The 20,594-nt window shown below is 70.0% G+C and carries 21 protein-coding genes, 3 tRNA genes and 1 pseudogene; 14 read left to right on the top strand and 11 right to left on the bottom strand.

The genetic code is table 11. The features are described 5' to 3' along the window. Window positions 1–11: 11 nt before the first annotated feature. A complete protein-coding gene (leuC, locus tag ABZ194_RS04460; RefSeq protein WP_355592237.1) occupies window positions 12–1,391 on the bottom strand; it encodes a 3-isopropylmalate dehydratase large subunit in 1,380 nt (459 codons plus the stop codon). A 70-nt stretch (window positions 1,392–1,461) separates the two neighbouring features. Here leuC and ABZ194_RS04455 point away from each other — a divergent pair, with 70 nt between their 5' ends. Next, a complete protein-coding gene (locus tag ABZ194_RS04455; protein WP_355592235.1) occupies window positions 1,462–2,178 on the top strand; it encodes an IclR family transcriptional regulator in 717 nt (238 codons plus the stop codon). 51 nt (window positions 2,179–2,229) lie between these two features. Then, complete coding sequence (locus tag ABZ194_RS04450; RefSeq protein WP_355592234.1) at window positions 2,230–3,966, top strand: hypothetical protein; 1,737 nt, start codon at window positions 2,230–2,232, stop codon at window positions 3,964–3,966. Between the two features lie 251 nt (window positions 3,967–4,217). On the opposite strand, the gene ABZ194_RS04445 is transcribed toward ABZ194_RS04450, so the two are convergent. The 3 genes from ABZ194_RS04445 to ABZ194_RS04435 form a co-directional block, all read right to left on the bottom strand. Further along, window positions 4,218–4,290: transfer RNA gene (locus tag ABZ194_RS04445), tRNA-Glu, on the bottom strand. 15 nt (window positions 4,291–4,305) lie between these two features. Further along, a tRNA-Glu gene (locus ABZ194_RS04440) sits at window positions 4,306–4,381 on the bottom strand. A gap of 62 nt (window positions 4,382–4,443) precedes the next feature. Next, window positions 4,444–4,515 (bottom strand) — tRNA-Gln (locus tag ABZ194_RS04435). A gap of 284 nt (window positions 4,516–4,799) precedes the next feature. Here ABZ194_RS04435 and ABZ194_RS04430 point away from each other — a divergent pair. Then, a complete protein-coding gene (locus ABZ194_RS04430) occupies window positions 4,800–6,779 on the top strand; it encodes a M3 family metallopeptidase (RefSeq protein WP_355592232.1) in 1,980 nt (659 codons plus the stop codon). Window positions 6,780–6,930: 151 nt separating this feature from the next. Here ABZ194_RS04430 and gltX read toward each other — a convergent pair whose 3' ends face one another. Together gltX and ABZ194_RS04420 are read right to left on the bottom strand one after the other, a co-directional pair. Then, a complete protein-coding gene (gene gltX, locus ABZ194_RS04425) occupies window positions 6,931–8,301 on the bottom strand; it encodes a glutamate--tRNA ligase (RefSeq protein ID WP_355592641.1) in 1,371 nt (456 codons plus the stop codon). Between the two features lie 28 nt (window positions 8,302–8,329). Further along, complete coding sequence (locus tag ABZ194_RS04420; RefSeq protein ID WP_355592230.1) at window positions 8,330–9,106, bottom strand: fumarylacetoacetate hydrolase family protein; 777 nt, start codon at window positions 9,104–9,106, stop codon at window positions 8,330–8,332. A 369-nt stretch (window positions 9,107–9,475) separates the two neighbouring features. Here ABZ194_RS04420 and ABZ194_RS04415 point away from each other — a divergent pair, with 369 nt between their 5' ends. The 7 genes from ABZ194_RS04415 to ABZ194_RS04385 are packed head-to-tail and all read left to right on the top strand — an operon-like array spanning window position 9,476 to window position 12,618. Next, complete coding sequence (locus ABZ194_RS04415) at window positions 9,476–9,904, top strand: Asp23/Gls24 family envelope stress response protein (RefSeq protein WP_355592639.1); 429 nt, start codon at window positions 9,476–9,478, stop codon at window positions 9,902–9,904. Next, on the top strand, window positions 9,901–10,167 hold the full coding sequence (locus tag ABZ194_RS04410; protein WP_355592228.1) for a hypothetical protein: 267 nt from the start codon (window positions 9,901–9,903) through the stop codon (window positions 10,165–10,167). The genes ABZ194_RS04415 and ABZ194_RS04410 overlap by 4 nt, the downstream gene beginning before the upstream one ends. Further along, window positions 10,164–10,352 carry a hypothetical protein gene (locus ABZ194_RS04405; protein WP_355592226.1) on the top strand — a complete coding sequence of 63 codons (189 nt, stop codon included), beginning with the start codon at window positions 10,164–10,166 and terminating at the stop codon, window positions 10,350–10,352. The genes ABZ194_RS04410 and ABZ194_RS04405 overlap by 4 nt, the downstream gene beginning before the upstream one ends. Continuing rightward, a complete protein-coding gene (locus ABZ194_RS04400) occupies window positions 10,349–10,819 on the top strand; it encodes an Asp23/Gls24 family envelope stress response protein (RefSeq protein ID WP_355592224.1) in 471 nt (156 codons plus the stop codon). Before ABZ194_RS04405 ends, ABZ194_RS04400 begins: the two co-directional genes overlap by 4 nt. Next, the gene (locus tag ABZ194_RS04395; RefSeq protein ID WP_355592222.1) at window positions 10,816–11,529 is read left to right on the top strand and encodes a DUF6286 domain-containing protein; all 714 of its coding nucleotides are present in this window, start codon (window positions 10,816–10,818) and stop codon (window positions 11,527–11,529) included. The genes ABZ194_RS04400 and ABZ194_RS04395 overlap by 4 nt, the downstream gene beginning before the upstream one ends. Window positions 11,530–11,534: 5 nt before the next feature. Beyond that, window positions 11,535–12,122: an alkaline shock response membrane anchor protein AmaP gene (locus ABZ194_RS04390; protein ID WP_355592220.1), complete on the top strand. Its 588-nt coding sequence runs from the start codon at window positions 11,535–11,537 to the stop codon at window positions 12,120–12,122. Window positions 12,123–12,174: 52 nt separating this feature from the next. Next, complete coding sequence (locus ABZ194_RS04385) at window positions 12,175–12,618, top strand: antibiotic biosynthesis monooxygenase (RefSeq protein ID WP_355592218.1); 444 nt, start codon at window positions 12,175–12,177, stop codon at window positions 12,616–12,618. A gap of 21 nt (window positions 12,619–12,639) precedes the next feature. Here ABZ194_RS04385 and ABZ194_RS04380 read toward each other — a convergent pair whose 3' ends face one another. Beyond that, window positions 12,640–13,236, bottom strand: a complete 597-nt coding sequence (locus tag ABZ194_RS04380) for a cyanamide hydratase (RefSeq protein ID WP_355592216.1) — start codon at window positions 13,234–13,236, stop codon at window positions 12,640–12,642. A gap of 192 nt (window positions 13,237–13,428) precedes the next feature. On the opposite strand from ABZ194_RS04380, the gene ABZ194_RS04375 reads away from it, so the two are divergent. Then, window positions 13,429–15,123: a heparinase II/III family protein gene (locus ABZ194_RS04375; protein ID WP_355592214.1), complete on the top strand. Its 1,695-nt coding sequence runs from the start codon at window positions 13,429–13,431 to the stop codon at window positions 15,121–15,123. 106 nt (window positions 15,124–15,229) lie between these two features. Here the strand turns inward: ABZ194_RS04375 and cimA are convergent, their stop codons facing one another. The 4 genes from cimA to ABZ194_RS04355 all read right to left on the bottom strand — a co-directional run bounded on the left by cimA (window position 15,230) and on the right by ABZ194_RS04355 (window position 19,514). Further along, window positions 15,230–16,807 carry a citramalate synthase gene (gene cimA, locus ABZ194_RS04370; protein ID WP_355592212.1) on the bottom strand — a complete coding sequence of 526 codons (1,578 nt, stop codon included), beginning with the start codon at window positions 16,805–16,807 and terminating at the stop codon, window positions 15,230–15,232. Between the two features lie 422 nt (window positions 16,808–17,229). Beyond that, the gene (locus ABZ194_RS04365) at window positions 17,230–17,415 is read right to left on the bottom strand and encodes a DUF397 domain-containing protein (RefSeq protein WP_355592637.1); all 186 of its coding nucleotides are present in this window, start codon (window positions 17,413–17,415) and stop codon (window positions 17,230–17,232) included. Next, window positions 17,412–18,062 carry a YdcF family protein gene (locus ABZ194_RS04360; RefSeq protein ID WP_355592210.1) on the bottom strand — a complete coding sequence of 217 codons (651 nt, stop codon included), beginning with the start codon at window positions 18,060–18,062 and terminating at the stop codon, window positions 17,412–17,414. The genes ABZ194_RS04365 and ABZ194_RS04360 overlap by 4 nt, the downstream gene beginning before the upstream one ends. A gap of 177 nt (window positions 18,063–18,239) precedes the next feature. Beyond that, on the bottom strand, window positions 18,240–19,514 hold the full coding sequence (locus tag ABZ194_RS04355; RefSeq protein ID WP_355592208.1) for a helix-turn-helix transcriptional regulator: 1,275 nt from the start codon (window positions 19,512–19,514) through the stop codon (window positions 18,240–18,242). 171 nt (window positions 19,515–19,685) lie between these two features. Between ABZ194_RS04355 and ABZ194_RS04350 the strand changes: the two genes are divergently transcribed. The 3 genes and pseudogenes from ABZ194_RS04350 to ABZ194_RS04340 form a co-directional block, all read left to right on the top strand. After that, window positions 19,686–19,907, top strand: a complete 222-nt coding sequence (locus tag ABZ194_RS04350) for a hypothetical protein (protein ID WP_355592206.1) — start codon at window positions 19,686–19,688, stop codon at window positions 19,905–19,907. Next, window positions 19,904–20,386 carry a hypothetical protein gene (locus ABZ194_RS04345; protein WP_355592204.1) on the top strand — a complete coding sequence of 161 codons (483 nt, stop codon included), beginning with the start codon at window positions 19,904–19,906 and terminating at the stop codon, window positions 20,384–20,386. The genes ABZ194_RS04350 and ABZ194_RS04345 overlap by 4 nt, the downstream gene beginning before the upstream one ends. Window positions 20,387–20,498: 112 nt before the next feature. Beyond that, a pseudogene (locus ABZ194_RS04340) lies at window positions 20,499–20,594 on the top strand (hypothetical protein); the annotation flags it as partial.

Below are 20,594 nucleotides of genomic sequence, written 5' to 3'. Positions count from 1 at the left end.
ATCGGGGTCTCCTAGGCCAGGTCGGCGGGCGCGGTCAGTTTTCCGGTGACGGCGGTCGCTGCGGCGACCTGCGGGGAGACCAGGTGCGTACGGCCTCCCTTGCCCTGACGTCCCTCGAAGTTGCGGTTGGACGTCGAGGCGCTGCGCTCACCGGGGGCGAGGGTGTCGGGGTTCATGCCCAGGCACATCGAGCAGCCCGCCTCGCGCCACTCAGCGCCGGCGGCCTTGAACACCTCGTGCAGCCCCTCCCGCTCGGCCTCCAGCTTGACCAGCATCGAGCCGGGGACGATCAGCGTGCGGGTGACGACCCGGCGGCCCCGCAGCACGTCGGCCGCGGCCCGCAGGTCCTCCAGACGGCCGTTGGTGCAGGAGCCCACGAAGACCGTGTCCACCTCGATCTCGCGGAGCGGGGTGCCGGCGGTCAGGCCCATGTAGTCCAGCGCGCGCCGGGCCGCGGCCGGGTCGTCGGTGTCATGCGGGTCCGGCACGGAGGCGCCCAGCGGAGCCCCCTGGCCCGGGTTGGTGCCCCAGGTGACGAACGGGGTCAGCGCGGAGGCGTCGATCTCCACGACCGCGTCGAAGACGGCGTCCTCGTCGGTGGCCAGCGACCGCCAGTGCGCGACCGCGGCGTCCCACCGCTCGCCCGCCGGGGCGTGGGGACGACCCTTGAGATACTCGAACGTGGTCTCGTCCGGGGCGATCAGGCCCGCCCGGGCGCCCGCCTCGATGGACATGTTGCAGACGGTCATCCGGCCCTCCATGGAGAGCCTGCGGATGGCCTCGCCCCGATACTCGACGATGTAGCCCTGGCCGCCGCCGGTGCCGATCCTGGCGATGATCGCCAGGATCAGGTCCTTGGCCGTGACGCCCACCGGCAGCTCGCCGGAGACCTCGACGGCCATCGTCTTCGGCCGGTAGGCGGGAAGCGTCTGGGTGGCCAGCACGTGCTCCACCTCGGAGGTGCCGATGCCGAAGGCGATGCCGCCGAACGCGCCGTGGGTGGAGGTGTGAGAATCGCCACAGACGATCGTCATGCCCGGCTGGGTCAGGCCGAACTGCGGGCCGATGATGTGCACGACCCCCTGGCCCGCGTCACCCATCGGGTACAGCCGGACGCCGAACTCGGCGCAGTTCTTGCGCAGCGTCTCGACCTGGGCGCGCGACACCGGGTCGGTGATCGGGCCGAGCACGGTCGGGACGTTGTGGTCCTCGGTGGCGATCGTCAGCTCGGGGCGCCGGACCGGGCGGCCGGTCAGGCGCAGGCCGTCGAACGCCTGGGGGCTGGTCACCTCGTGGATGAGGTGCAGGTCGATATAGAGCAGGTCGGGTTCTCCCTCGGCACGTCGTACGACGTGCTGCTCCCAGACTTTCTCCGCCAGCGTGCGGCCCATGTCGCCTCCTTGCGATCGCCATTCCGCACCCCACTTGCTTTCTCATATGTCGAGACGGCAGTATCGGTGTATGGACAACTCTAGCGGAGTCGGCGTACTCGACAAGGCCGTACTGGTGCTCAACGCCCTCGAAGCCGGTCCGGCGTCGCTGGCCCAGCTCGTCCACGCCACCGGACTGGCCCGGCCCACGGCCCATCGTCTCGCCGTCGCGCTGGAACATCACCGCATCGTCTCCCGCGACCCGCAGGGCCGATTCGTGCTGGGCCCCCGGCTGTCGGAGCTGTCCACCGCCGCCGGGGAGGACAGGCTGCTGGCCGTCGCGTCGCCGGTGCTGACCCAGCTCAGGGACCTGACCGGCGAAAGCGCCCAACTTTACCGCCGCCAGGGCGACGAGCGGGTGTGCGTGGCCGCCGCCGAACGGGCCAGCGGGCTCCGCGACACCGTCCCGGTCGGCTCGGCCCTGCCGATGCTCGCCGGATCGGCCGCGCAGATCCTGCTCGCCTGGGAGGAGCCCGACCGCCTCCACCGGGGGTTGCGCGGCGCCAAGTTCACCGCGTCGACCCTGGCCGGCGTCCGCCGCAGGGGGTGGGCGCACAGCGTGGGCGAGCGTGAGCAGGGCGTGGCCAGCGTCTCGGCGCCGATCCGGGGGGCGGCCGGCAAGGTGGTCGCGGCGATCTCGGTCTCCGGCCCCATCGAGCGTCTGACCCGTACCCCGGGCCGGCTGCACGCCGCTCCGGTGGTCTCCGCCGCCGAACGGATCACCGAATCGATGCGACGGGCCAACTGAGCTGTGCGATATGGGGAGGCGAGCACCCTTGCGGCCCCCTAGGCTGGGTAGGTGACAGATCGCATCGAGGCAGCCGCCGCTGAACTGCGCCCCCTGCTCCAAGACTTCATTCTCTGGGCGCGGGAGAACGCGCCCGGGAGCGATTCCAATCTGGTCGGTTCCGTCGCCCTGTGGCACCGGCTGATCGCCTCCACCGACGTCGGCCGGTGGAGGCAGGCAGATCTGCGCACCGTGCTGCTCGACCGGATGCCACAGGTCGTGGAGGATCCGGACGCCGCAGCCGACGGCATGGTGCCCTCGATCCGCGCCTATCTGACCTTCCTGTCGGAGACGGACCGGCTGACCAAGGGCTCCGCCGCGCTCACCGAGCTGCTGACCGAGCTCGACCACCTCGAAGACGACTTCGTCGACGCGATGGAGGACCTCGTCGAGCAGGACGACTACGGGGACGAGGACGAGGAGGAGACCGACGGGCTCGGCGACTTCGAGCCGTTCGCCGACGAGCTGGCGGAACTGCCGACCATCCGGCTCCGCCCGGACGCCGAGCTGGCCGCCGCCGCCCGGCGGGCGAAGCTGATCGTCAAGGCCCGCGACCTCGCGATCTGGGTCGGATCCGAGCGCCGGGTGGGCGAGACGAACCTGCTCACCGACGCCGAGATCACCGAGGCCCTGGGGGCGCTGGGGCTCGCCGTCCCGGCCGCGGGCGACAGGCCGCTGGCCGACTCGGTGCCCGCGCTCTGGAACATCTGGAACCTCGCGATCGACCTGGACTTCCTCCAGCCCGAGGGCGAGGACACCGTCAGCGCCGACGCCGACACCACCGAGTGGCCCTTCGAGGAGGACGACGACGTCCTGGACGCCTGGATGGCCGGTCTGCACTCGATCGACTACGGGGACCCCGAGCTGGAGGACGAGGACGCCACGATCGCCCTGTCCGGGCTGACCCGGGCGCTGCTGGTCCGGGTGCTCCTGGCCACCGGTTCCAAACCGCTGGCCGACCTCCGTACCGAACTGGCCGAGGCCGTCTCCGAGTACGACGAGCAGGGCGCCGACGCCTGGACCTCGGCCATCGCGCAGTACGGCGACCCGCTCAGCCCCGTGCTCGACTGGCTCGCCGGCTACGGCATGGTCGAGGTCGAGCACGAGCAGGTACGGCTGACGCCGCTCGGCATGGAGGGCGTCGTCCACTTGGCGGACGACGCCGACATCGAGCTGGACGCCCGGCCGGCCATCGACGCGATGACCGCCCTGGACCTGCTCTCCTTCAGCGCGGAGCTGCCCGAGGAGGAGGCGGACGCCGAGTTCGCCGCCTGGATGGAGCTGCGTCGGCCCGACCACGCGGCCAAGGAGCTGCTGGAGGCCGCCGCCGAGGACGACGCGGACGCGCTGGTCCGGGTCCAGGCGGCCAGCATGGTCGGCTCGCTCGGCGAGGTGGCCGTGCCCGCGTGGCAGGAGGCCCTCAACGAGCCGTCCCTGCGCCCGTACGCCGCCACCCACCTGGCCCAGCTCGGCATCGAGGACGCTCCCGCGCCCACCCAGGCCGACACCCACTGGCTGATCCTCGACATGCTGACCATCTCCGCCGGTCTCGGCCGGCCGGAGTTCGTCAGCAGCCTGGACGACATCGGCAACGTACCGAACCTGATCAGCCTGCTGGACGTGATCTGGAAGGTGCCACACCCGCATCTGGAGGAGCTGCTGGAGGCGATCGGCAAGGCCCACCCGGACAAGCAGGTGGGCAAGGCCGCCAAGCGGGCCCTGTTCAAGGCCCGCTCCGCCCACAATTAGACGGCGTGACCGCGGTGGCACGGGTGTACGGCCCGCGCCACCGCGGCGTGCTCGGTGCGGACGACTGTACGGGGGATACGGCCCGCGCCGCCGCGGCGCCCTCCGGGCAGGGGTGGTGGCGCCCTCCGGACAGGGGTGACCGGGAAACAGAGGTGTCGCCGGGAGACGGGAGAAGAGGGCGATCGCCGGAAAGCGGTGGCCGGAAATGCGAAAACCCCCGGAAGCCAATGCTTCCGAGGGTTTCAGCCGGGTAGCCCCGACCGGATTCGAACCGGCGCTACCGCCTTGAGAGGGCGGCGTCCTAGGCCACTAGACGACGGAGCCTTGCGAAGATGACAGTGGTAGTCCCGACCGGATTCGAACCGGCGTTACCGCCTTGAGAGGGCGGCGTCCTAGGCCACTAGACGACGGGACCATACACACTGTCGTCGGATCCCGCCGGAGAGGAATCCGCGGCACCTCCCGAAGGAGGTGCAGCTGGGGTACCAGGACTCGAACCTAGAACAACTGAACCAGAATCAGCCGTGTTGCCAATTACACCATACCCCACCGCGCTTGACCCCCTTGCGGGGTTCGCTGGCGACTCCGAAAGAATAGCCCAGGTTGGGGGTCAAGACCAAAACGATTGACTGACCGCCAATCCCCTCGGTGTCCCGCGCTCCCCCACGGCCCTTCCCCGGCATCTCAGCGCCCCTCCCCTCACGCCTCCAGGCCCTCCCCCCTCGGTGTCCCACGGATGTCTTTCGAGACCGTCCCCCACCGTCGCCGTGCCCTCCGGCGGGTCGTTGTGTAACGCTGCTCAGGAGATCCGTCCCCATCTAAGGAGCCATGCCTTGGCCGAGAACCCGTTCTTCGCCCCCAGCCCATTGCCCTACAAGTTGCCAAATTTCGGCGAGATCCGGGAGGAGCACTATCTTCCCGCCTTCGAACGCGGCATGGCCGAACAACTGCGGGAGATAGAGGCGATCGCCGGTGACGCCGAGCCGGCCACGTTCGCCAACACCGTCGAGGCGCTGGAGCGCTCGGGCCAGATCCTGAAGCGGACCGTCACGGTCTTCTCCAGCATCGCCGCCTCCGACGCGACCGACCGCGTCCGGGAGCTCGAAACCGAGGTCTACCCACGGTTGACCAAACACGGCGACGCGGTCCGGCTGAACCGCGCGCTGTACGAACGGATCAAGCAGGTGTCCACCGAGGATCCCGAGGAGGCGTGGCTGCTGGAGAAGTACCGCGTGGACTTCGTCCGGGCCGGCGCCGACCTGACCGAGGTCGAGCAGGGGCGGCTCAAGGAGCTCAACGAGGAGCTGACCAGGCTGGCCACCTGTTTCTCCCAGAACCTGCTGGCGGCCTCCACCGCCTCGGCGCTGGTCGTCGAGGACGCCAGGGAGCTCGACGGGCTCTCCGACAGCGCGATCAAGGCGATCGAGAGGGACGGCGGTTACGTCCTGCCGCTGCTCAACGTCACCAACCAGCCCGCCCTGGCCGAGCTGACCGACAGGGAGACCCGCAGGAGGCTGTACGAGCTCTCGGCGAACCGGGCACCGGAGAACTTCGAGCTGGCCGCCAGGATCGCGACACTCCGCGCCGAGCGGGCCGCCCTGCTCGGCTACCCCGACCACGCCGCCTACTCCGTCGCCGACCAGACGGCCAAGACCACCGACGCGGTCGAGGAGATGCTGGGCAAACTGGTGGGCCCCGCGGTGGCCAACGCCCGGCGCGAGGCCGAGGCGCTGGCCGAGCAGGCCGGCTTCCCCATCGAGCCGTGGGACTGGTCGTTCTACGCGGAGAAGGTGCGCAAGGCCCGCTACGACTTCGACGGCTCCGAACTGCGCCCCTACTTCGAGCTGAACCGGGTGCTCAGGGACGGTGTCTTCCACGCCGCCGGCGAGCTGTACGGGATCACCTTGGCCGACCGCGACGACCTGTCCGGATACCACCCGGACGTACGGGTCTTCGAGGTGTTCGAAGCGGACGGCTCACCGCTCGGCCTGTTCGCGTTCGACCCCTACGCCCGGCCCACCAAGCGTGGCGGCGCGTGGATGAACAACCTCGTGGACCAGTCGCACCTCTTCGGCGACCTGCCCGTGGTACTGAACAACCTCAACATCACCAAGCCGTCCGAGGGCCCGACGCTGCTGACCTTCGACGAGGTCATCACCACCTTCCACGAGTTCGGCCACGCCCTGCACGGCCTGTTCTCCGACGTCCGCTTCCCCCTCGTCTCCGGCACCGAGGTGCCGAGGGACTTCGTGGAGTACCCCTCCCAGGTGAACGAGATGTGGGCGACCTGGCCCTCGGTCCTCGCCAACTTCGCCAGGCACCACGAGACCGGCGAGCCGGTGCCCGGGGAACTGCTGGAGAAGATGAAGGCCGCCGAGACGTTCAACCAGGGGTACGCGACCGTGGAGTATCTCTCCGCGGCCCTGCTCGACTGGGCCTGGCACCGGCTGTCCCCCGGTGAGACCGTCGAGGACGCCGAGGCGTTCGAGGCGGCGGCCCTGGAGCGGCTGGGGATCGCCTTCGCGCCGATCCGCGCCCGCTACCGGACCAACTACTTCGCCCACGTCTTCTGCAGCGGCGTGGGCGGCTACAGCGCCGGCTACTACTCCTACATCTGGAGCGAGGTGCTGGACGCCGAGAGCGTCGAGTGGTTCAAGGAGAACGACGGTCTCAAGCGGAGGAACGGCGACCGTTTCCGGTCCACGCTGCTGTCGGTCGGCGGCTCCACGGACGTGATGGACGCCTTCCGCGACTTCCGCGGGCGTGACCCCCGCATCGAGCCCCTCCTGGAGCGCCGTGGCCTGCTGACCTGAGCCGCCCACGGGCCGATGTCCCGCCGCCGTCGGCACCTGCCCGGCTCACCCGGCCCGCCCCACGAGGTGAGGCCCATGAGGTGAAAGGGCCCCGGCCCCGGATACGGAATCCCCCGTATCCGGGGCCGGGGCCCGGCTCTCCGGCTCCGGTTCAGCCTCCAGTGCCGGGGCCGGCCTCTCCGGCTCCGGTTCGGCCTCCGAGTCTGGCGAGCGCGGCGCGGATCCGATCCATCGAGCGCTCACGGCCGAGCACCTCGATCGACTCGAACAGCGGCAGGCCGACGGTCCGGCCGGTGATCGCCACCCGGACCGGGGCCTGGGCCTTGCCGAGCTTGAGTCCGTACTCGGTGCCGACCTCCTCCAGCGCGGTCTTGAGCGACTCGGGGTCCATGCCGGCCTTCTCCAGCCGGGCGAGGTAACCGCCGAGGATCTCCACGGCGGAGTTCTTCATGGCCTTGTCCCACGACGCCTGGTCGAAGACGGGCTCGTCCAGGAAGAGGAAGTCCACGTTCGCGGTGACCTCGGACAGGACCGCGATACGGGTCTGGACGAGCTCGGCGACCCTGGCGAAGGTCTCACGGTCCCAGTCGGGCCTCAGCCACGGCTCGCAGCGGGCGATGAAGACGGGGAGCGGCAGCGCCCGGATGTACTCGCCGTTGAAGGCCCGCAGCTTCTTCTCGTCGAAGAAGGCCGGGGACGGGTTGACGTCCTCCAGCCTGAACAGCGGCACCATCTCCGACCAGGGCATGATCTCCCGGTCGTCGCCCGGCCCCCAGCCGAGCAGCATCAGGTAGTTGACCATCGCCTCGGCCAGGTAGCCCTCCTCGCGGTAGGACTCCAGGGCGACCTTGTCCCGGCGCTTGGACAGCTTCTGGCGCTTCTCGTTGACGATGACCGGCACGTGCGCCCAGACCGGCGCGGTCGCGCCGAGCGCCTGCCAGAGCAGCTGCTGCTTGGGCGTGTTGGACAGGTGCTCCTCGGCGCGGACCACGTGGCTGATCCGCATCTCGATGTCGTCCACCACGTTGGCGAGCACGAACAGCGGGGAGCCGTCGGCCCGCGCGACGACGAAGTCCTCCATCGCGTCGTTGGGGAACTCGACGGTGCCGCGGACCAGGTCCTCGACCACGGTGACGCCGTCGTCGGGGGTGCGGAAGCGCACGGCGCCCTCGGTCAGGCCCCGGTCGCGGCAGAAGCCGTCGTAACCGCGGTGCTCGGAACCGGTGCGGGCCTTGACCTCGTCACGGGTGCAGGCGCAGTGGTAGGCGCGGCCGTCGGCGGCCAGCTTGGCGACGGCCTCGCGGTGCCGCCCGGCGTAGGCCGACTGGAAGTAGGGGCCCTCGAAGACGGGGTTGTCGCCGTTGACGCCGATCCAGGCCAGCGCGGAGATGATGCCCTCGGTCCACTCCGGCCGGTTGCGGGCGGCGTCGGTGTCCTCGATGCGCAGCACGAACCTGCCGCCGGTCTGCTCGGCCAGCGCCCAGTTGAACAGCGCGGACCGGGCGCCGCCGACATGGAACATGCCGGTGGGAGAGGGAGCGAAACGAACCCTAATCACGGGAGACCACCCGGTTGGTGAGAGTGCCGATTCCTTCGATGCCGACGCTGACCTTGTCGCCGATGTTCAGCGGGCCGACCCCGGCGGGCGTCCCGGTCAGGATGACGTCACCGGGGATCAGGGTCATGACCGCGCTCACGTGGGCGATCAGCGTGGGAATGTCGTAGACGAGATGGGATGTGCGGGAGCTCTGCTTGACCTCGCCGTTCACCGTGGTGGTGATGCCCACGTCGCCCGCGTCGAGCTCGGTCTGGATCCACGGGCCGAGCGGGCAGAAGGTGTCGAAGCCCTTGGCCCGGGTGAACTGGACGTCCTTCTGCTGCAGATCCCTGGCCGTGACGTCGTTGGCGCAGGTGTAGCCGAAGACGACCTCGTGGGCCCGCTCCGCGGGGACCTCCCGGCAGAGACGGCCGATGACCACCGCCAGCTCGCCCTCGTAGTCGACCCGGCGGGTCAGTCCGGTCGGGTAGGTGATGGTCTCCCCCGGGCCGATCACCGAGGTGGACGGCTTGAGGAAGACCAGCGGCTCGTCGGGGACCTCACCGCCCATCTCGCCGGCGTGGTCGGCGTAGTTCTTGCCGATCGCGACGACCTTGCTGGGCAGCATCGGCGCGACCAGCTTGACCTGGGAGAGCGAGTGACGCTCACCGGTGAACTGGATCGAGCCGAACGGGTGGCCGGAGATCGCGGAGATGAACTCCTCGCCGGGTCCACCCTCGACCACGCCGAATCCGACACCCTCACCTGTGGAGAACCTCGCTATGCGCACACGACAAGGCTAGTCGCGCCCGGAGTCCCGCCGGACCGTGGCCGGCCGCCGGAACCGTACCGATGGCCCCGCGCCGTACGGCCCCCAACAGGACCCCAAAAGCGACAAAACACACACAAAGCCGTTAGATTCAAAAAAGTTACTAAAAGCCCGAGATGTCAATATAAAGGATTCTCTAAGAAGAGATATGTGCCGATTGTTGTTCATATGGGGGGTATTACGAGCTAGAGGTGACTTCCGGGGAAGCAGACCGTCTTCCCCTCGGGGGAGGTAATCGACGTGACCGAAGCCAACACGGTGAACAGGCCGAACGGCGGCGAGGGCCCGGCGTCGCGGGCCCGGACCGACGTCCCCGCGGGCCAGGGGGGTCTGGTTACCCCCAAGGGGACCACCAGTATCGACAGCGGGGTCGTGGCGAAGATCGCCGGCCTGGCGGCCCGGGAGGTCGCGGGGGTCTACAACATGGGCGCCGGCACCGCACGCGCCCTCGGCGCGGTCCGCGGCATGGTGAGCGGCGACAAGGCGAGCGCCACGCAGGGCGTGTCCGTGGAGGTGGGCGAGCGGCAGGCCGCGGTCGACCTCGACCTGGTGGTCGAGTACGGCGTGGCCATCCCGGACCTCGCCGCCGCGGTGCGCCGCAACGTGATCACGGCCATCGAGCGCATGACCGGGCTTGAGGTCACCGAGGTCAACATCAAGGTCGACGACGTCCACCTGCCCGACCAGGACACCGGTGGCGACACCGGCGGCAGGAAGGGCGGATCCGAGCAGTCCGAGCCGGAGCCGCGCGTCCAGTGAGCGAGCTCGCGCACGAGATAGCGGACGCCGTACGGCGCTGCCCCGGCGTGGCGGACCTGTCGGGCGGCCCCTTCGGGGTCGTGGCGACCTACCTGCCGGGGGAGAAGATCCCCGGTGTCGCCCTCCGTGACGACGAGGTGGAGATCTCCATCGTCGTCCAGCCGGGGCGACCGCTGCCGGAGATCGCCGACGAGGTCCGGACGGCGCTCGCACCCCTGGTGGGAGACCGCCCGGTGAACGTACATATCGGAGGTATGCGATGAATCAGCTCCCCATTTGGACAGTGATCGGCTTGTTCGTCGGCATCGCACTGGGATTCGCTGGAGCCTTCGGCGGTCTCGGCGCGTTCCTGCTGGTGCTGGTCCTGGGCGCCGTCGGACTCCTCGTCGGCCACGTCGTCGAGGGTGGCGAGGTCGATCTGTCCCGGCTGGCCGCGAGGCGACGATGACCGCCCCGGTCGAGCACCGCGCCACACCCTCCGAAGCCGGGACGTCCACCGGCGCGACCGGCCGTCACGACCCGGGGCCGGGGAACACCGCGCCCACGGACGTGACGCGGAGGTCGGGCCCGGCCGGGCCCGCCGTACCGGCCGAGCTGCGGGGCAGGACCGACATCCCCGAGCGGGTGGTGACGCGGATCGCCGCCCGCGCGGCCCGGGAGGTGGAGCAGGTCGTGGCGGTCCGTGAACGGAAGGCCACGGCCCTCGGCAGGCGCACCCGCGCCGTCATGGACGGAGGGCTGGTCACGCTGGAGCTTGAGGTGACGGTGCGATACCCCGCCCCGCTCCTGCGCGTGGCCGAGGAGATCCGGCGGCACGTGAACGACCGGGTCCACACGCTGACCGGCCTGACCGTCGGCCACATCGACATCGACGTGACCGGCGTGGTCCCCGCCCGGCAGGAGGACGGCGGATGACCGTCCCTCCCACCGGGCCGCCTGTTCCCGCCTCCGGCGCGGGACCTGTCCCGGATCCTGTCTCCGGGACAGGTCCCGTCCCGGAGGCGACGACCGCACCCGGCGCGGGACATCCGGATGAGCCCACCCCGCCCGCGCCCGCCGAGGTTCCGAGGAACCCCGGAGCGGACCGGGCGGCGGTCAGGGCCTTCCGCCCGCGCCGGGTGATCCCCGCCGTGATCACCGCCGCCCTGATGACCGTGATCGGCGCCGTCGTGGCCGCGGAGGTGATCTCCGCGCTGCTCGGCCGCCCGCTGCGCTGGATACCGTACGACCGGTTGTCGGCCTGGGCGTCCTCCACCCGCTGGGACGACCCGTCGGTGATGCTGGGCGCGGGCGTGGTCACCGCGCTGGGCCTGCTGCTCGTGCTGCTCGCGCTCCTGCCCGGCCGGCCCAGGCTCATTCCGGTCAGGACCGGCGACCCCAATCTGATCATCGGCATGCGACCGCGGGGCTTCACCCGTGCCCTGGCCCACGCGGCCGAGCAGGTGCAGGGGGTGGACCACGCCCGGGTGAGGCTGCGCGGGAGGACCGCGGAGGTGACGGCCCACAGTCCGCTGCGGGACCCCACCGGGCTCGCCGAGGCCGTACGGCGGACCGTGGCGGCGCGGATCGCCGCGCTCACCCCGCTGAACGACTATCCCGTGCGCGTGCGCCTGCGGGGAAAGTGATCGCCATGGACAGGAAGACCATACGGGGCAACCGGCTGGGGCTGCTGATCATAGGGCTGCTGCTGACGCTCCTGGGCGGCTACACGCTCGCCCGCGGCGCGCACGCGTGGCCGCAGAACGTGGCGCCCGGCGGGGAGCCGCTGATCAACGACCCGGTACGGGCGGCCTTCGCCCGCTACGACCCGTGGCTGTGGTGGGTGATCGCGGCGGGCGCCGTCGTGCTCGCCCTGTTCGGGCTGCGCTGGCTGCTGGTCCAGGGACGGCGTGAGCGGCTGGGCGACTTCCGCCTGGAGAGCGGCTCCGACGGGGTCACCGACGTCCGGGCGGACACCGTGGCCAACGCGATGGCCGACGAGGTCGGCGCCCACCCCGCCGTGCTGAGCGCCGGCGCCTCGATGATCGGCACCAGGGCGCACCCCGCCGTACGGCTGCGCGTGGTGGCCGACGAGAACGTCCCGATGAGCGCGCTCCGTGAACACCTGGGCGGCCACGCCATCCCGCACATGCGTCAGGCCCTGGAGATGGAGACCGTACCGGCGGTCGCCCAGGTGAGCCTGGAGGAGCCTCCGCACCCCCGCAGGACCGTCGTCTGACCGGCCGCCGATCATAGAGTGGTCAGGGCAACCAACACTTCGAGGAGAAGATGTGCCTTCGGTCGTGAAGATAAATGTGCTGACGGTGTCCCCGGAGATGCGCGAGGAACTGGAGCGCCGGTTCTCCGGACGGGCGGGGGTGGTGGAGTCCGCCGAGGGCTTCGAGTGGTTCGAGCTGCTGCGCCCGCAGGAGGGCACCGACCGCTACCTGGTCTACACCCGCTGGCGGTCGGAGGAGGACTTCCGGCGCTGGACCGAGAGTCAGGCGTTCCAGCGGGGGCACGCCCAGGCGGGCGCCGGGCAGGCGGGCGCGGGACCGGGCGGACCGGGTCACGGGAACGGGCACGGCGGGGAGCAGCCGCACGGACAGGCCACCGGCCAGGGACACGGGCAGGGACACGGGCAGGGACACGGCCACGGGCAGGGGCCCGCCGCCTCCGATGCCGAGCTCTGGTCGTTCGAGGTCGTGCAGAGCGCCGGTCCCCGGACCGGGTGAGAGGCACGCCGTACCGGCCGGTCAGCGGTCCAGCGCGTTCGCCTCGATGCGCTCGGCGATCCCGGCGCGTACGCACAGGGCGGCCGGGCTCTCCGGCTTGCGGTCGGCCTGGTCCCTGAAGCACGCGATGAACTCCCCGCCGAGCCCCAGCCGGGGATGGCGCTCCAGCACCTCGGCCCGCAGCCCGGCGGGGAGGTCCTCCCAGCGTCGTCCGCAGATGTCCAGCCCGGTGGACATCTCCAGCAGGTGCCCCTCCGGGTCCTCCGCGACGTCCACCTTCTCCCACATGTGGCGCACGATCACCTCCGACGCGCGCGCCCGCCGCTCGACGGGCCACCCCGCCGCCGCGCCGAAGACCCACGCGAGGTGCCCGCCGGCCTCCTCGAACGGCACGGTGTGGCTGTCGAACTCCTTGACCAGGCCGATGTCGTGCAACATCGAGGAGACGTACAGCAGCTCGGCGTCGAAGGCGACGCCGTTGGCCAGGCCGTACGCCGCGGCCCACAGATAGGACCGCGCGGAGTGGTTCAGCAGCGCGGGCGAGCAGTAGGCGGTGGCCACCTCCAGCGCGGCACGGGTCGCGGGGGTCTCGGGGATCACGATGTCTGCGAGTCTCATGCGCCCAGCCTGGCCCACGCGCCGGACCATCCGCGACCGGCCCGCACCGATGAATCCGTCCGGAGAGCGGTAAACCTCTGCCACGCGTCTGGTTGCTAACGATGTGCTGGGAAAAAGCCGCTCGACTTGACCGTTTTGGTGGGATTCGGAGAGCATGATCAGCTATCTTCGTCCGGCCCGGAAGGAACTGGCGTGCGCCGCCGCACCAAAGCACTCCCCCTCTCCCTCTCCCTCGTCCTCCTCCTGACCTGCGGTGCGACGACCGTCACCGCCGAGGCGGCCGAGACGGTCAAACGCACCGCCGAGTGCCAGGGCGACTGGCTGCCGGCGACCCCGGCGGCGGCGGACATCATGGCGGGCAAGGTCGACTTCGTGGGCCTGCCCCCGGTGCGGGTGGACAAGGACGTCAACTGGCGAACCGACCCCTACCGCAACCGGTCCTGGAGCATGGTCTTCCACTCGCTGCGCTGGATGGGCCGCCTGGTCGCCGACTACGAGACCAGCGGGGAGAGCGCTTACCTGGCCCGGGCCACCGAGATCGCCAAGGACTGGGTGGCGGACAACCCCCGAGGCGGCGGCGGGGCCAAGGCCAGCCCCTACGCCTGGCAGGAACACCCGATCGCGCTGCGCGCGCCCGCGCTGGTCTGCCTCAGCAAGCACGTCGACGCGCCCTGGCTCTCCAAGAGCCTGGCCGAGCACGCCACGGTGCTGTCCGACCCCCGCCGCTACGAGAAGGGCCACAACCACGGGATAGACCAGGACATCGCACTGCTCGGCATCGGCTGCCGATACAAGAACACGAGCTGGTCCAACCTCGCGGTCAGGCGGCTGACCGAGACGGTGAAACTCGACGTCGACTCCCAGGGCGTGCTGCGGGAGCAGGCGCCGCGTTACGCGATCTACGTCTACGAGCGGCTCAAGGTCGCGATGGACCGCATCGAGGAGTGCGGCAGGAAGGTGCCCGCCGACATCTCCAGGCGGTGGGAGTCACTGGAGGACTTCATCTCGCACTCCACCCAGCCGAACGGGTTCATGGTCCCGATCGGCGACGGCGGCGCGGACGTGCGGCCGGTCGGATACACCCACCCCAAGAAGACCGTGCGGGTGTTCGGCAACGGCTACGTCTACGGGCGCACCGCCTGGGACGACCCCGCGTCGGCGTTCTACTCCATCCGCTTCGGCCCCGGGCTGAAGTACCACGGCCACGAGGACCACCTAGGCGTGACCTACTACGCCCAGGGGCGCGATGTCCTGGTCGACGTGGGCTTCCACTCCTACGAGAACAACCCCTACCGCCGCTGGACCATGTCCCCGCAGGCGCACAACACGCCGGCCGTGATCGGCGCCGCCTTCCGGGCCAGAACCGCCACCACTCTGAGCGGCTCCTCGATCCGCGACGGCAGGCAGAGCCACCGGCTGACCGACAGGGCGTACGGCGTGCCGAGAACCCGTTCGGTGCTGGTCAACCACGAGCAGGACGTGATGGCCGTGCTGGACACGGTCCCCCGGGGTTCCCGGGTCGGCAACGTCTGGCACCTCGCCCGCGAGCTGTCCACCGTGTCCAACACCGGCGGCCGGGTCGTGGTCAAGGACAGGACGGGCTGGAAGGCGACGCTGGTCCAGCTCTCGATGCCGTCGTGCAGGCCGGTGGACGGGCTGCGGGTGGTCCAGGGCCTGCAGAACCCCTACCAGGGCTGGGTCTCCCCCGCCTACCTGCGCAAGCAGGCCGCTCCCGCGGTCCTCTCCCCCACCTCGGAGAACGCGCTGCTCACCGTCGTGGTCCCCGGCGTCGACAACCCCGCGGTCTCCTGCTCGGGCGGCAAGGTCCGCCTGGAGACCGCCAAGGGCCCGGTGAGCTTCCGGGCCGCCGGGACCGGCCTCTCCTGAGATCCCCTCGGGAGACCCCTCCCCCGGGGTCCCCGGGAGAGCCCAGATGTGGGGTACGGCCGGGCCGTACCCCACGTTTCCCGGCCTCCCCGCCCCGGCGGAGGAATCAGTCGGTGGTGTGGCCCGCCCGGAGCAGGCCGTAGGTGACCGCCTGCTCCAGTGCCTGCCAGGAGGCCTCGATGATGTTCTCGTCGACGCCGACGGTGGCCCACTCGGAGGTCGGGTCGCTGGAGGTGATCAGTACGCGGGTGACCGCGTCGGTGCCGTGGGCGCCCTCCAGGATCCGCACCTTGAAGTCGATCAGCTCGACCGCCGCCAGCTCCGGGTAGAGCCGCTCCAGCCCCAGCCTGACGGCACGGTCCAAGGCGTTGACCGGCCCGTTGCCCTCGCCGGTGGCGACGATCCGCTCCCCCTTGGCGTGCAGCTTGACCGTGGCCTCGCTGACCAGTTCGCCGCCGCGGGTCCGTTCGACGATCACCCGCCAGGACTCGACCTCGAAGTGGCGCCTGCGCTCGCCCGCCACGGTGTCGCGGAGCAGCAGCTCGAAGGAGGCGTCGGCGGCCTCGAAGGTGTAGCCCTTGGACTCCAGGTCCTTGACCCGGTTCACCAGCTCGCGGGAGGTGTCCGGCGACAGCTCGTAGCCCAGCTCGCGGCCCTTGAGCTCGACGGAGGCGCGGCCGGCCATGTCGGAGACGAGCATGCGCATGTCGTTGCCCACCTGGGCGGGGTCGATGTGCTGGTAGAGGTTGGGGTCCACCTTGATGGCGCTGGCGTGCAGCCCGGCCTTGTGCGCGAAGGCGGAGACACCCACGTAGGGGGCGTGGGAGTTCGGGGTGACGTTGGTGACCTCGGTGATCGAGTGCGCGATGCGGGTCATGTCGGCCAGCGCGGCGGGCGGGACGAGGTCGAAGCCCCGCTTGAGCTGGAGGTTGGCCACGACGGTGAACAGGTTGGCGTTGCCGGCCCGCTCGCCGTACCCGTTGGCGCAGCCCTGCACGTGGGTGGCGCCGGCCTTCACCGCGGCGAGGGTGTTGGCCACCGCGCAGCCGGTGTCGTCGTGGCAGTGGATGCCGATCCTGGCGGACGTCTGCACGGCCGCGTGGACGACATCGGCGAGCTCGTCGGGGAGCATGCCGCCGTTGGTGTCGCACAGGGCGACGACGGAGGCGCCCGCCTCGGCCGCGGTGCGCAGCACCTCCAGCGCGTAGGCCGGATTGGAGGCGTAGCCGTCGAAGAAGTGCTCGGCGTCGAGGAAGACCCGCTGTCCCTCCGCGCGGAGGTGGGAGACCGTGTCGCGGATCATCGCGAGGTTCTCCCGGAGGGTCGTGCGGAGGGCGAGCTCCACGTGCCGGTCGTGACTCTTGGCGACAAGGGTCACGACCGGCGCGCCGGATTCGCGCAGAGCGGCCACCAATGGGTCGTCGGCTGCCTTCACCCCGGCCCGGCGGGTCGCGCCGAACGCGGTGAGCTGCGCGTGCTTCAGGTCCAGCTCTGTTTGAGCACGCCTGAAGAACTCTGTGTCCTTGGGGTTGGCGCCCGGCCAGCCCCCCTCGATGAAGCCGACTCCCAGGCTGTCCAGCTGGCGGGCGACGGCCAGCTTGTCGACCACCGTGAGGTTGAGGCCCTCCTGCTGGGCACCGTCACGCAGTGTCGTGTCGTAGACATGGAAGCGGTCGTCGGCCATATCGGTCTCCTTCGCGGGTTCGATGATTCGCTGATCGCCGCGCGCTCGTCTCGGCTCCGAGAAACAAAAAAACCCCTCACGGACGTGAGAGGTCGGCGCGCTGGCGGTGTCCCTTGTCAGCCAGCGCGCCTGCCGATAATGAGCAGACCGTAGAACATGATGCCTCGGAGTCTGCCACACGCCACCACCGTTTGACACATTGATCTCAGGATCCGAGACCTGTCCGCTCACCGGAACAGCTGGGCGGACGCCCGGAGGAGCATCACGCGCCCCAGCCGTTGACCGGCTGACCTGGTGGTACGCGGCGATCTTCTCATCCAGCGCCCCAAGGACGTTCGCCATGGCCGTCCGGGCCTCGATCGGGAGGCGCGACCGGGAGCGTTCCCGGGCATCCGGCCGCGCGGCGCCTTCCGTGCCGAGGATCAGAGGTCCCCGGCGCGGACACCCATGAGGAAATCGCTCCAGGCGGCCGGGGAGGAGGTCAGCGCCGGGCCGGACGGGACCTTACCGTCGCGGACGGCGACGACCTCCGGAAGGTTCGCCGCCACCTCGACGCGGTTGTTGTCCGCTCCGCCGAGGCGGGACCCGCGGAACTCGGCACCGGTCAGATCAGCCTGCTCGTATGGCCTGCCGTGACGAGGCGATCGTATGCGCGTCGCACCTCGTCGGACATTTCCTGCGGTATGGCAAACCCGAGTTCAGCGTACTTGGAGATGCGCTGAGTATCTCCGACGATCATGTCGGCGACCCGTTCAACGTCTCCTATCGATTCGATGTAATCCTCCAGCGACAAGGGTTCGGCCGCGCAGATGACATCCACCTCGGGCCACATCTTCCTGCAGGTCGCGTACGCTCGCCTCTGCTGGTAGGGACGGGACACAAGCGTGACGGACGAGACGTCTACGCCGTGATCCGCAAGCAGCGTACGGGTGAACTCGATGTTCTGCCCCGTGTTGGTCGCCCTCGTCTCGACAAGGATCCTCTCTGAAGGCACGCCCAGCCCGACGGCCTCGTCCCGATAGTGAATCGCCTCGCCTCGCGGGAACCGCTTGACCGTGGTCGGCGAGTTGGCGCCGGTGAAGACGAGGCGCGGGAACATTCCCCTCTTGAAAAGCCCAGCTGTAAAGGTGGCCACTCCTATGTCGTGACTCCCGAGCCCCACTCCGATATCGGAATGCCGCAGCTCATGGTGCAGGTTGTGGTAGTCCCACAGAATTTCAAGGTCGTCTAGAATGTTTTCAGGCAGAATATCCATGCTCGGCCTATTCTGGAATCGTGAAACTATAGAACCATTCGAATCATGCCGAATTCCCACTTGCTCTCGGCGTACCGCTCCGCACCGAGTCGTCTCGTCGAGGGTCGACGACGAACCACCGTCCCTCTGCGCCGTCATGTCCGATGCGTGACGGACGCGGTTGAGATCTTTTGCGTCTTACGCTGTGATCGCGAGGTGGCGCAGTTGGGCGACGGCCGGGTGTTGCCGCTGGTCGATCGGGACGGCGGACAGCACGCGCTGGGCGGTCTCGGTCGTCATCGAATTCCGGTAGGGAGGCGCGAGCGAGTCCAGCGCGGCGGCCGCCATGTCGGCCCCACCCTCGATGTCTCCGTTCACCACGGCGCACTGAGCGAGGTGAAGCCGGGCGTTCACAGGTACGTGATAGTCGGTGATCGCACTGTTGGCGACGACGCTCTCCACGGCCTTGGCCGTGTCCTCGGTCCGTCCCGCGGCGGCGTGCACCTGACTCTCGGTCAGATTGATCGAACCGTTGCCGCTCCACCAACCCTCGACCGTGGGAATGTCCCGGTGCGCCAACTCCAGGACCCGGCGTAGCTCCGCGAACGCCTCTTGGTGACGCCCGAGTTGGGCCAGAGCGTGAGCCTTGATACGCAGGGTCATGACCAGGCCGACCGACGGGGACGAGCCCGCGAGGCGTTCGGCCTCCTCGCAGAGCGCCAGCACCGTACCGGGGTCGCGCAGCCCATACAGACTGTGCCCGGCCTCGTGAGCACGGACCCGCACCCGCAAGTCGAGGTCATCGGAAGCGTTGGCCGCGCTCTTGGCGGTGCGATACCAGCGAATCGCCGCTCCAGGGTCGGCCAGCCGGGTCATCACGCTGCCCTCGTAGGAGGCCAGCACGGCGACGACACGGTACAGCTCGGCCGTATCCGGCCCGCCGAGGGACAGTTGCCGCTGAAGAGCCGCCAGGTCTACGAGCAGGTCGCGATGTGCCTGCATGGGCGGACGGGTCCGTACGGCGTGAAGATGGTCGGCGCACGCGAGGTGCCAGTCATCGAGGGGGCGGGGCTCCATCGTGAGATCCAGCACCTTGCGTACGGCGTCATCGGCGCCGAGCGCGCCCATGGCACCCACTCCAGCGGCGAACTGGAGGAGCCGCCTGCGTTCCATCTCATCATCCTCATCCCATGTTGAGGCTTTCGCCTCGACGGTACCCTTCCGTAGCCGGTTGCTATCGGCCATGGCGGCACGAAATCCCAGGGAGATCAGCCTCCCTTCGGCCCCAAGCGCGGCGTCCATCGCCTCGATCGCCTCGACGGGCGGGCGGTGGCCGCCGGCCTCCCAGCGACTCACCATCGAGTAGGCCCAACTGATCAGCTCACCGAGCTGCCGTTGGGTCATCTGACGCTGTTCTCGCCGGCTTCGTATCGCGCGACCGAACTCCTGCCACTCCTGCGATTCTGCGCCCATCGCCCTCGCCTCGGCCCTGTTACACGGCTTACACGCTCCGCCTGTAACACTCTGCGTCTTGTCCCACACAATGCGTGACTTCAACTATGGCAGCAGTCAGCGTTACGTAAAGCGGAACCCCGCAGGCGGACAGGCCATGCGGGGCTCCTTGATCGCAAAGGAGTGCGATCCATGAGTGATGTTAGGGCCGCCGCGCCCGCACCGGCCATCCCCGGCTGGCAGGTGTTCCTCAGCGACAGGGGCCGGTTCTGGGCCAGCCGCCGGGAGCCGTTCTCCCCGGAGGCGTTCCACGCCGGGGCCGAGCGCACGATGGACGCCGACACCTTCGATGAGCTGCGGGCCGAGACCGCCCGCCAGGAGGAAACCGCAGCGGCCGGGGTGGTGAACGCATGATGTGGCGCCGCCCCTCCCGCGACTCCTACACCTCGGGCCGTAACCGCGCCGGGCAGGTCCGCCCGGCCGTGGTGCATCGCCGCCTGTGGGACGGCCCGGCCCGCGCCCAGGCCGAACGACTCGCCCAGGCGTGGCCGAGCTGGATCGTCCTGTACGGCGTGGGCAGCCGCCGCTTCTACGCCATCGCCGCCTGGGTGACGACCGAGCCGCTGATGGTCGAGGCCGCCGGCGCCGAGGACCTGGAGAGGCGAATGTACGAGGCGATCATGACCGTGACCGTCCGCCGTGAGACCCCCCTCACCGCCCCGGCCACCCCAACCGCCCCGACCGCTTCGGTGCCCCCGACACCTCCGGCACCCTCGCCTCTCCCGACGCCCTCACCGTTCTTGTCTCCCCCGAGCAGGCGCGGCGGCGTCCCTTCCCCGGCATCCGCCGCCGCGCCGCACCACCCCCGCCACCCCTACCGGGACGCGGCCTAAGAAGCCGGTGCGGCGGCGGTCATCACCTCCCAAGGGGACGCCGCCGTACCCACTGTCGTGCGACCCGGGCCGGAGGGGTCCCGCGCCACCCCTACCGGGACGCGGCCTAAGAACCGCGGCCAAGGCGTTCGCGCTGGCCTGGAATGTGCCGCTGTACGGTGTGCACCACCTGGCCGGGCACGTCGCGGCCGACACCCTGGAGCACGGC

Source organism: Streptosporangium sp. NPDC006007 (assembly GCF_040614315.1).
GTDB lineage: Bacteria > Actinomycetota > Actinomycetes > Streptosporangiales > Streptosporangiaceae > Streptosporangium.
Note: the sequence above shows the minus strand (reverse complement) of the source record. Positions and strands in the feature narration are given on the sequence as shown.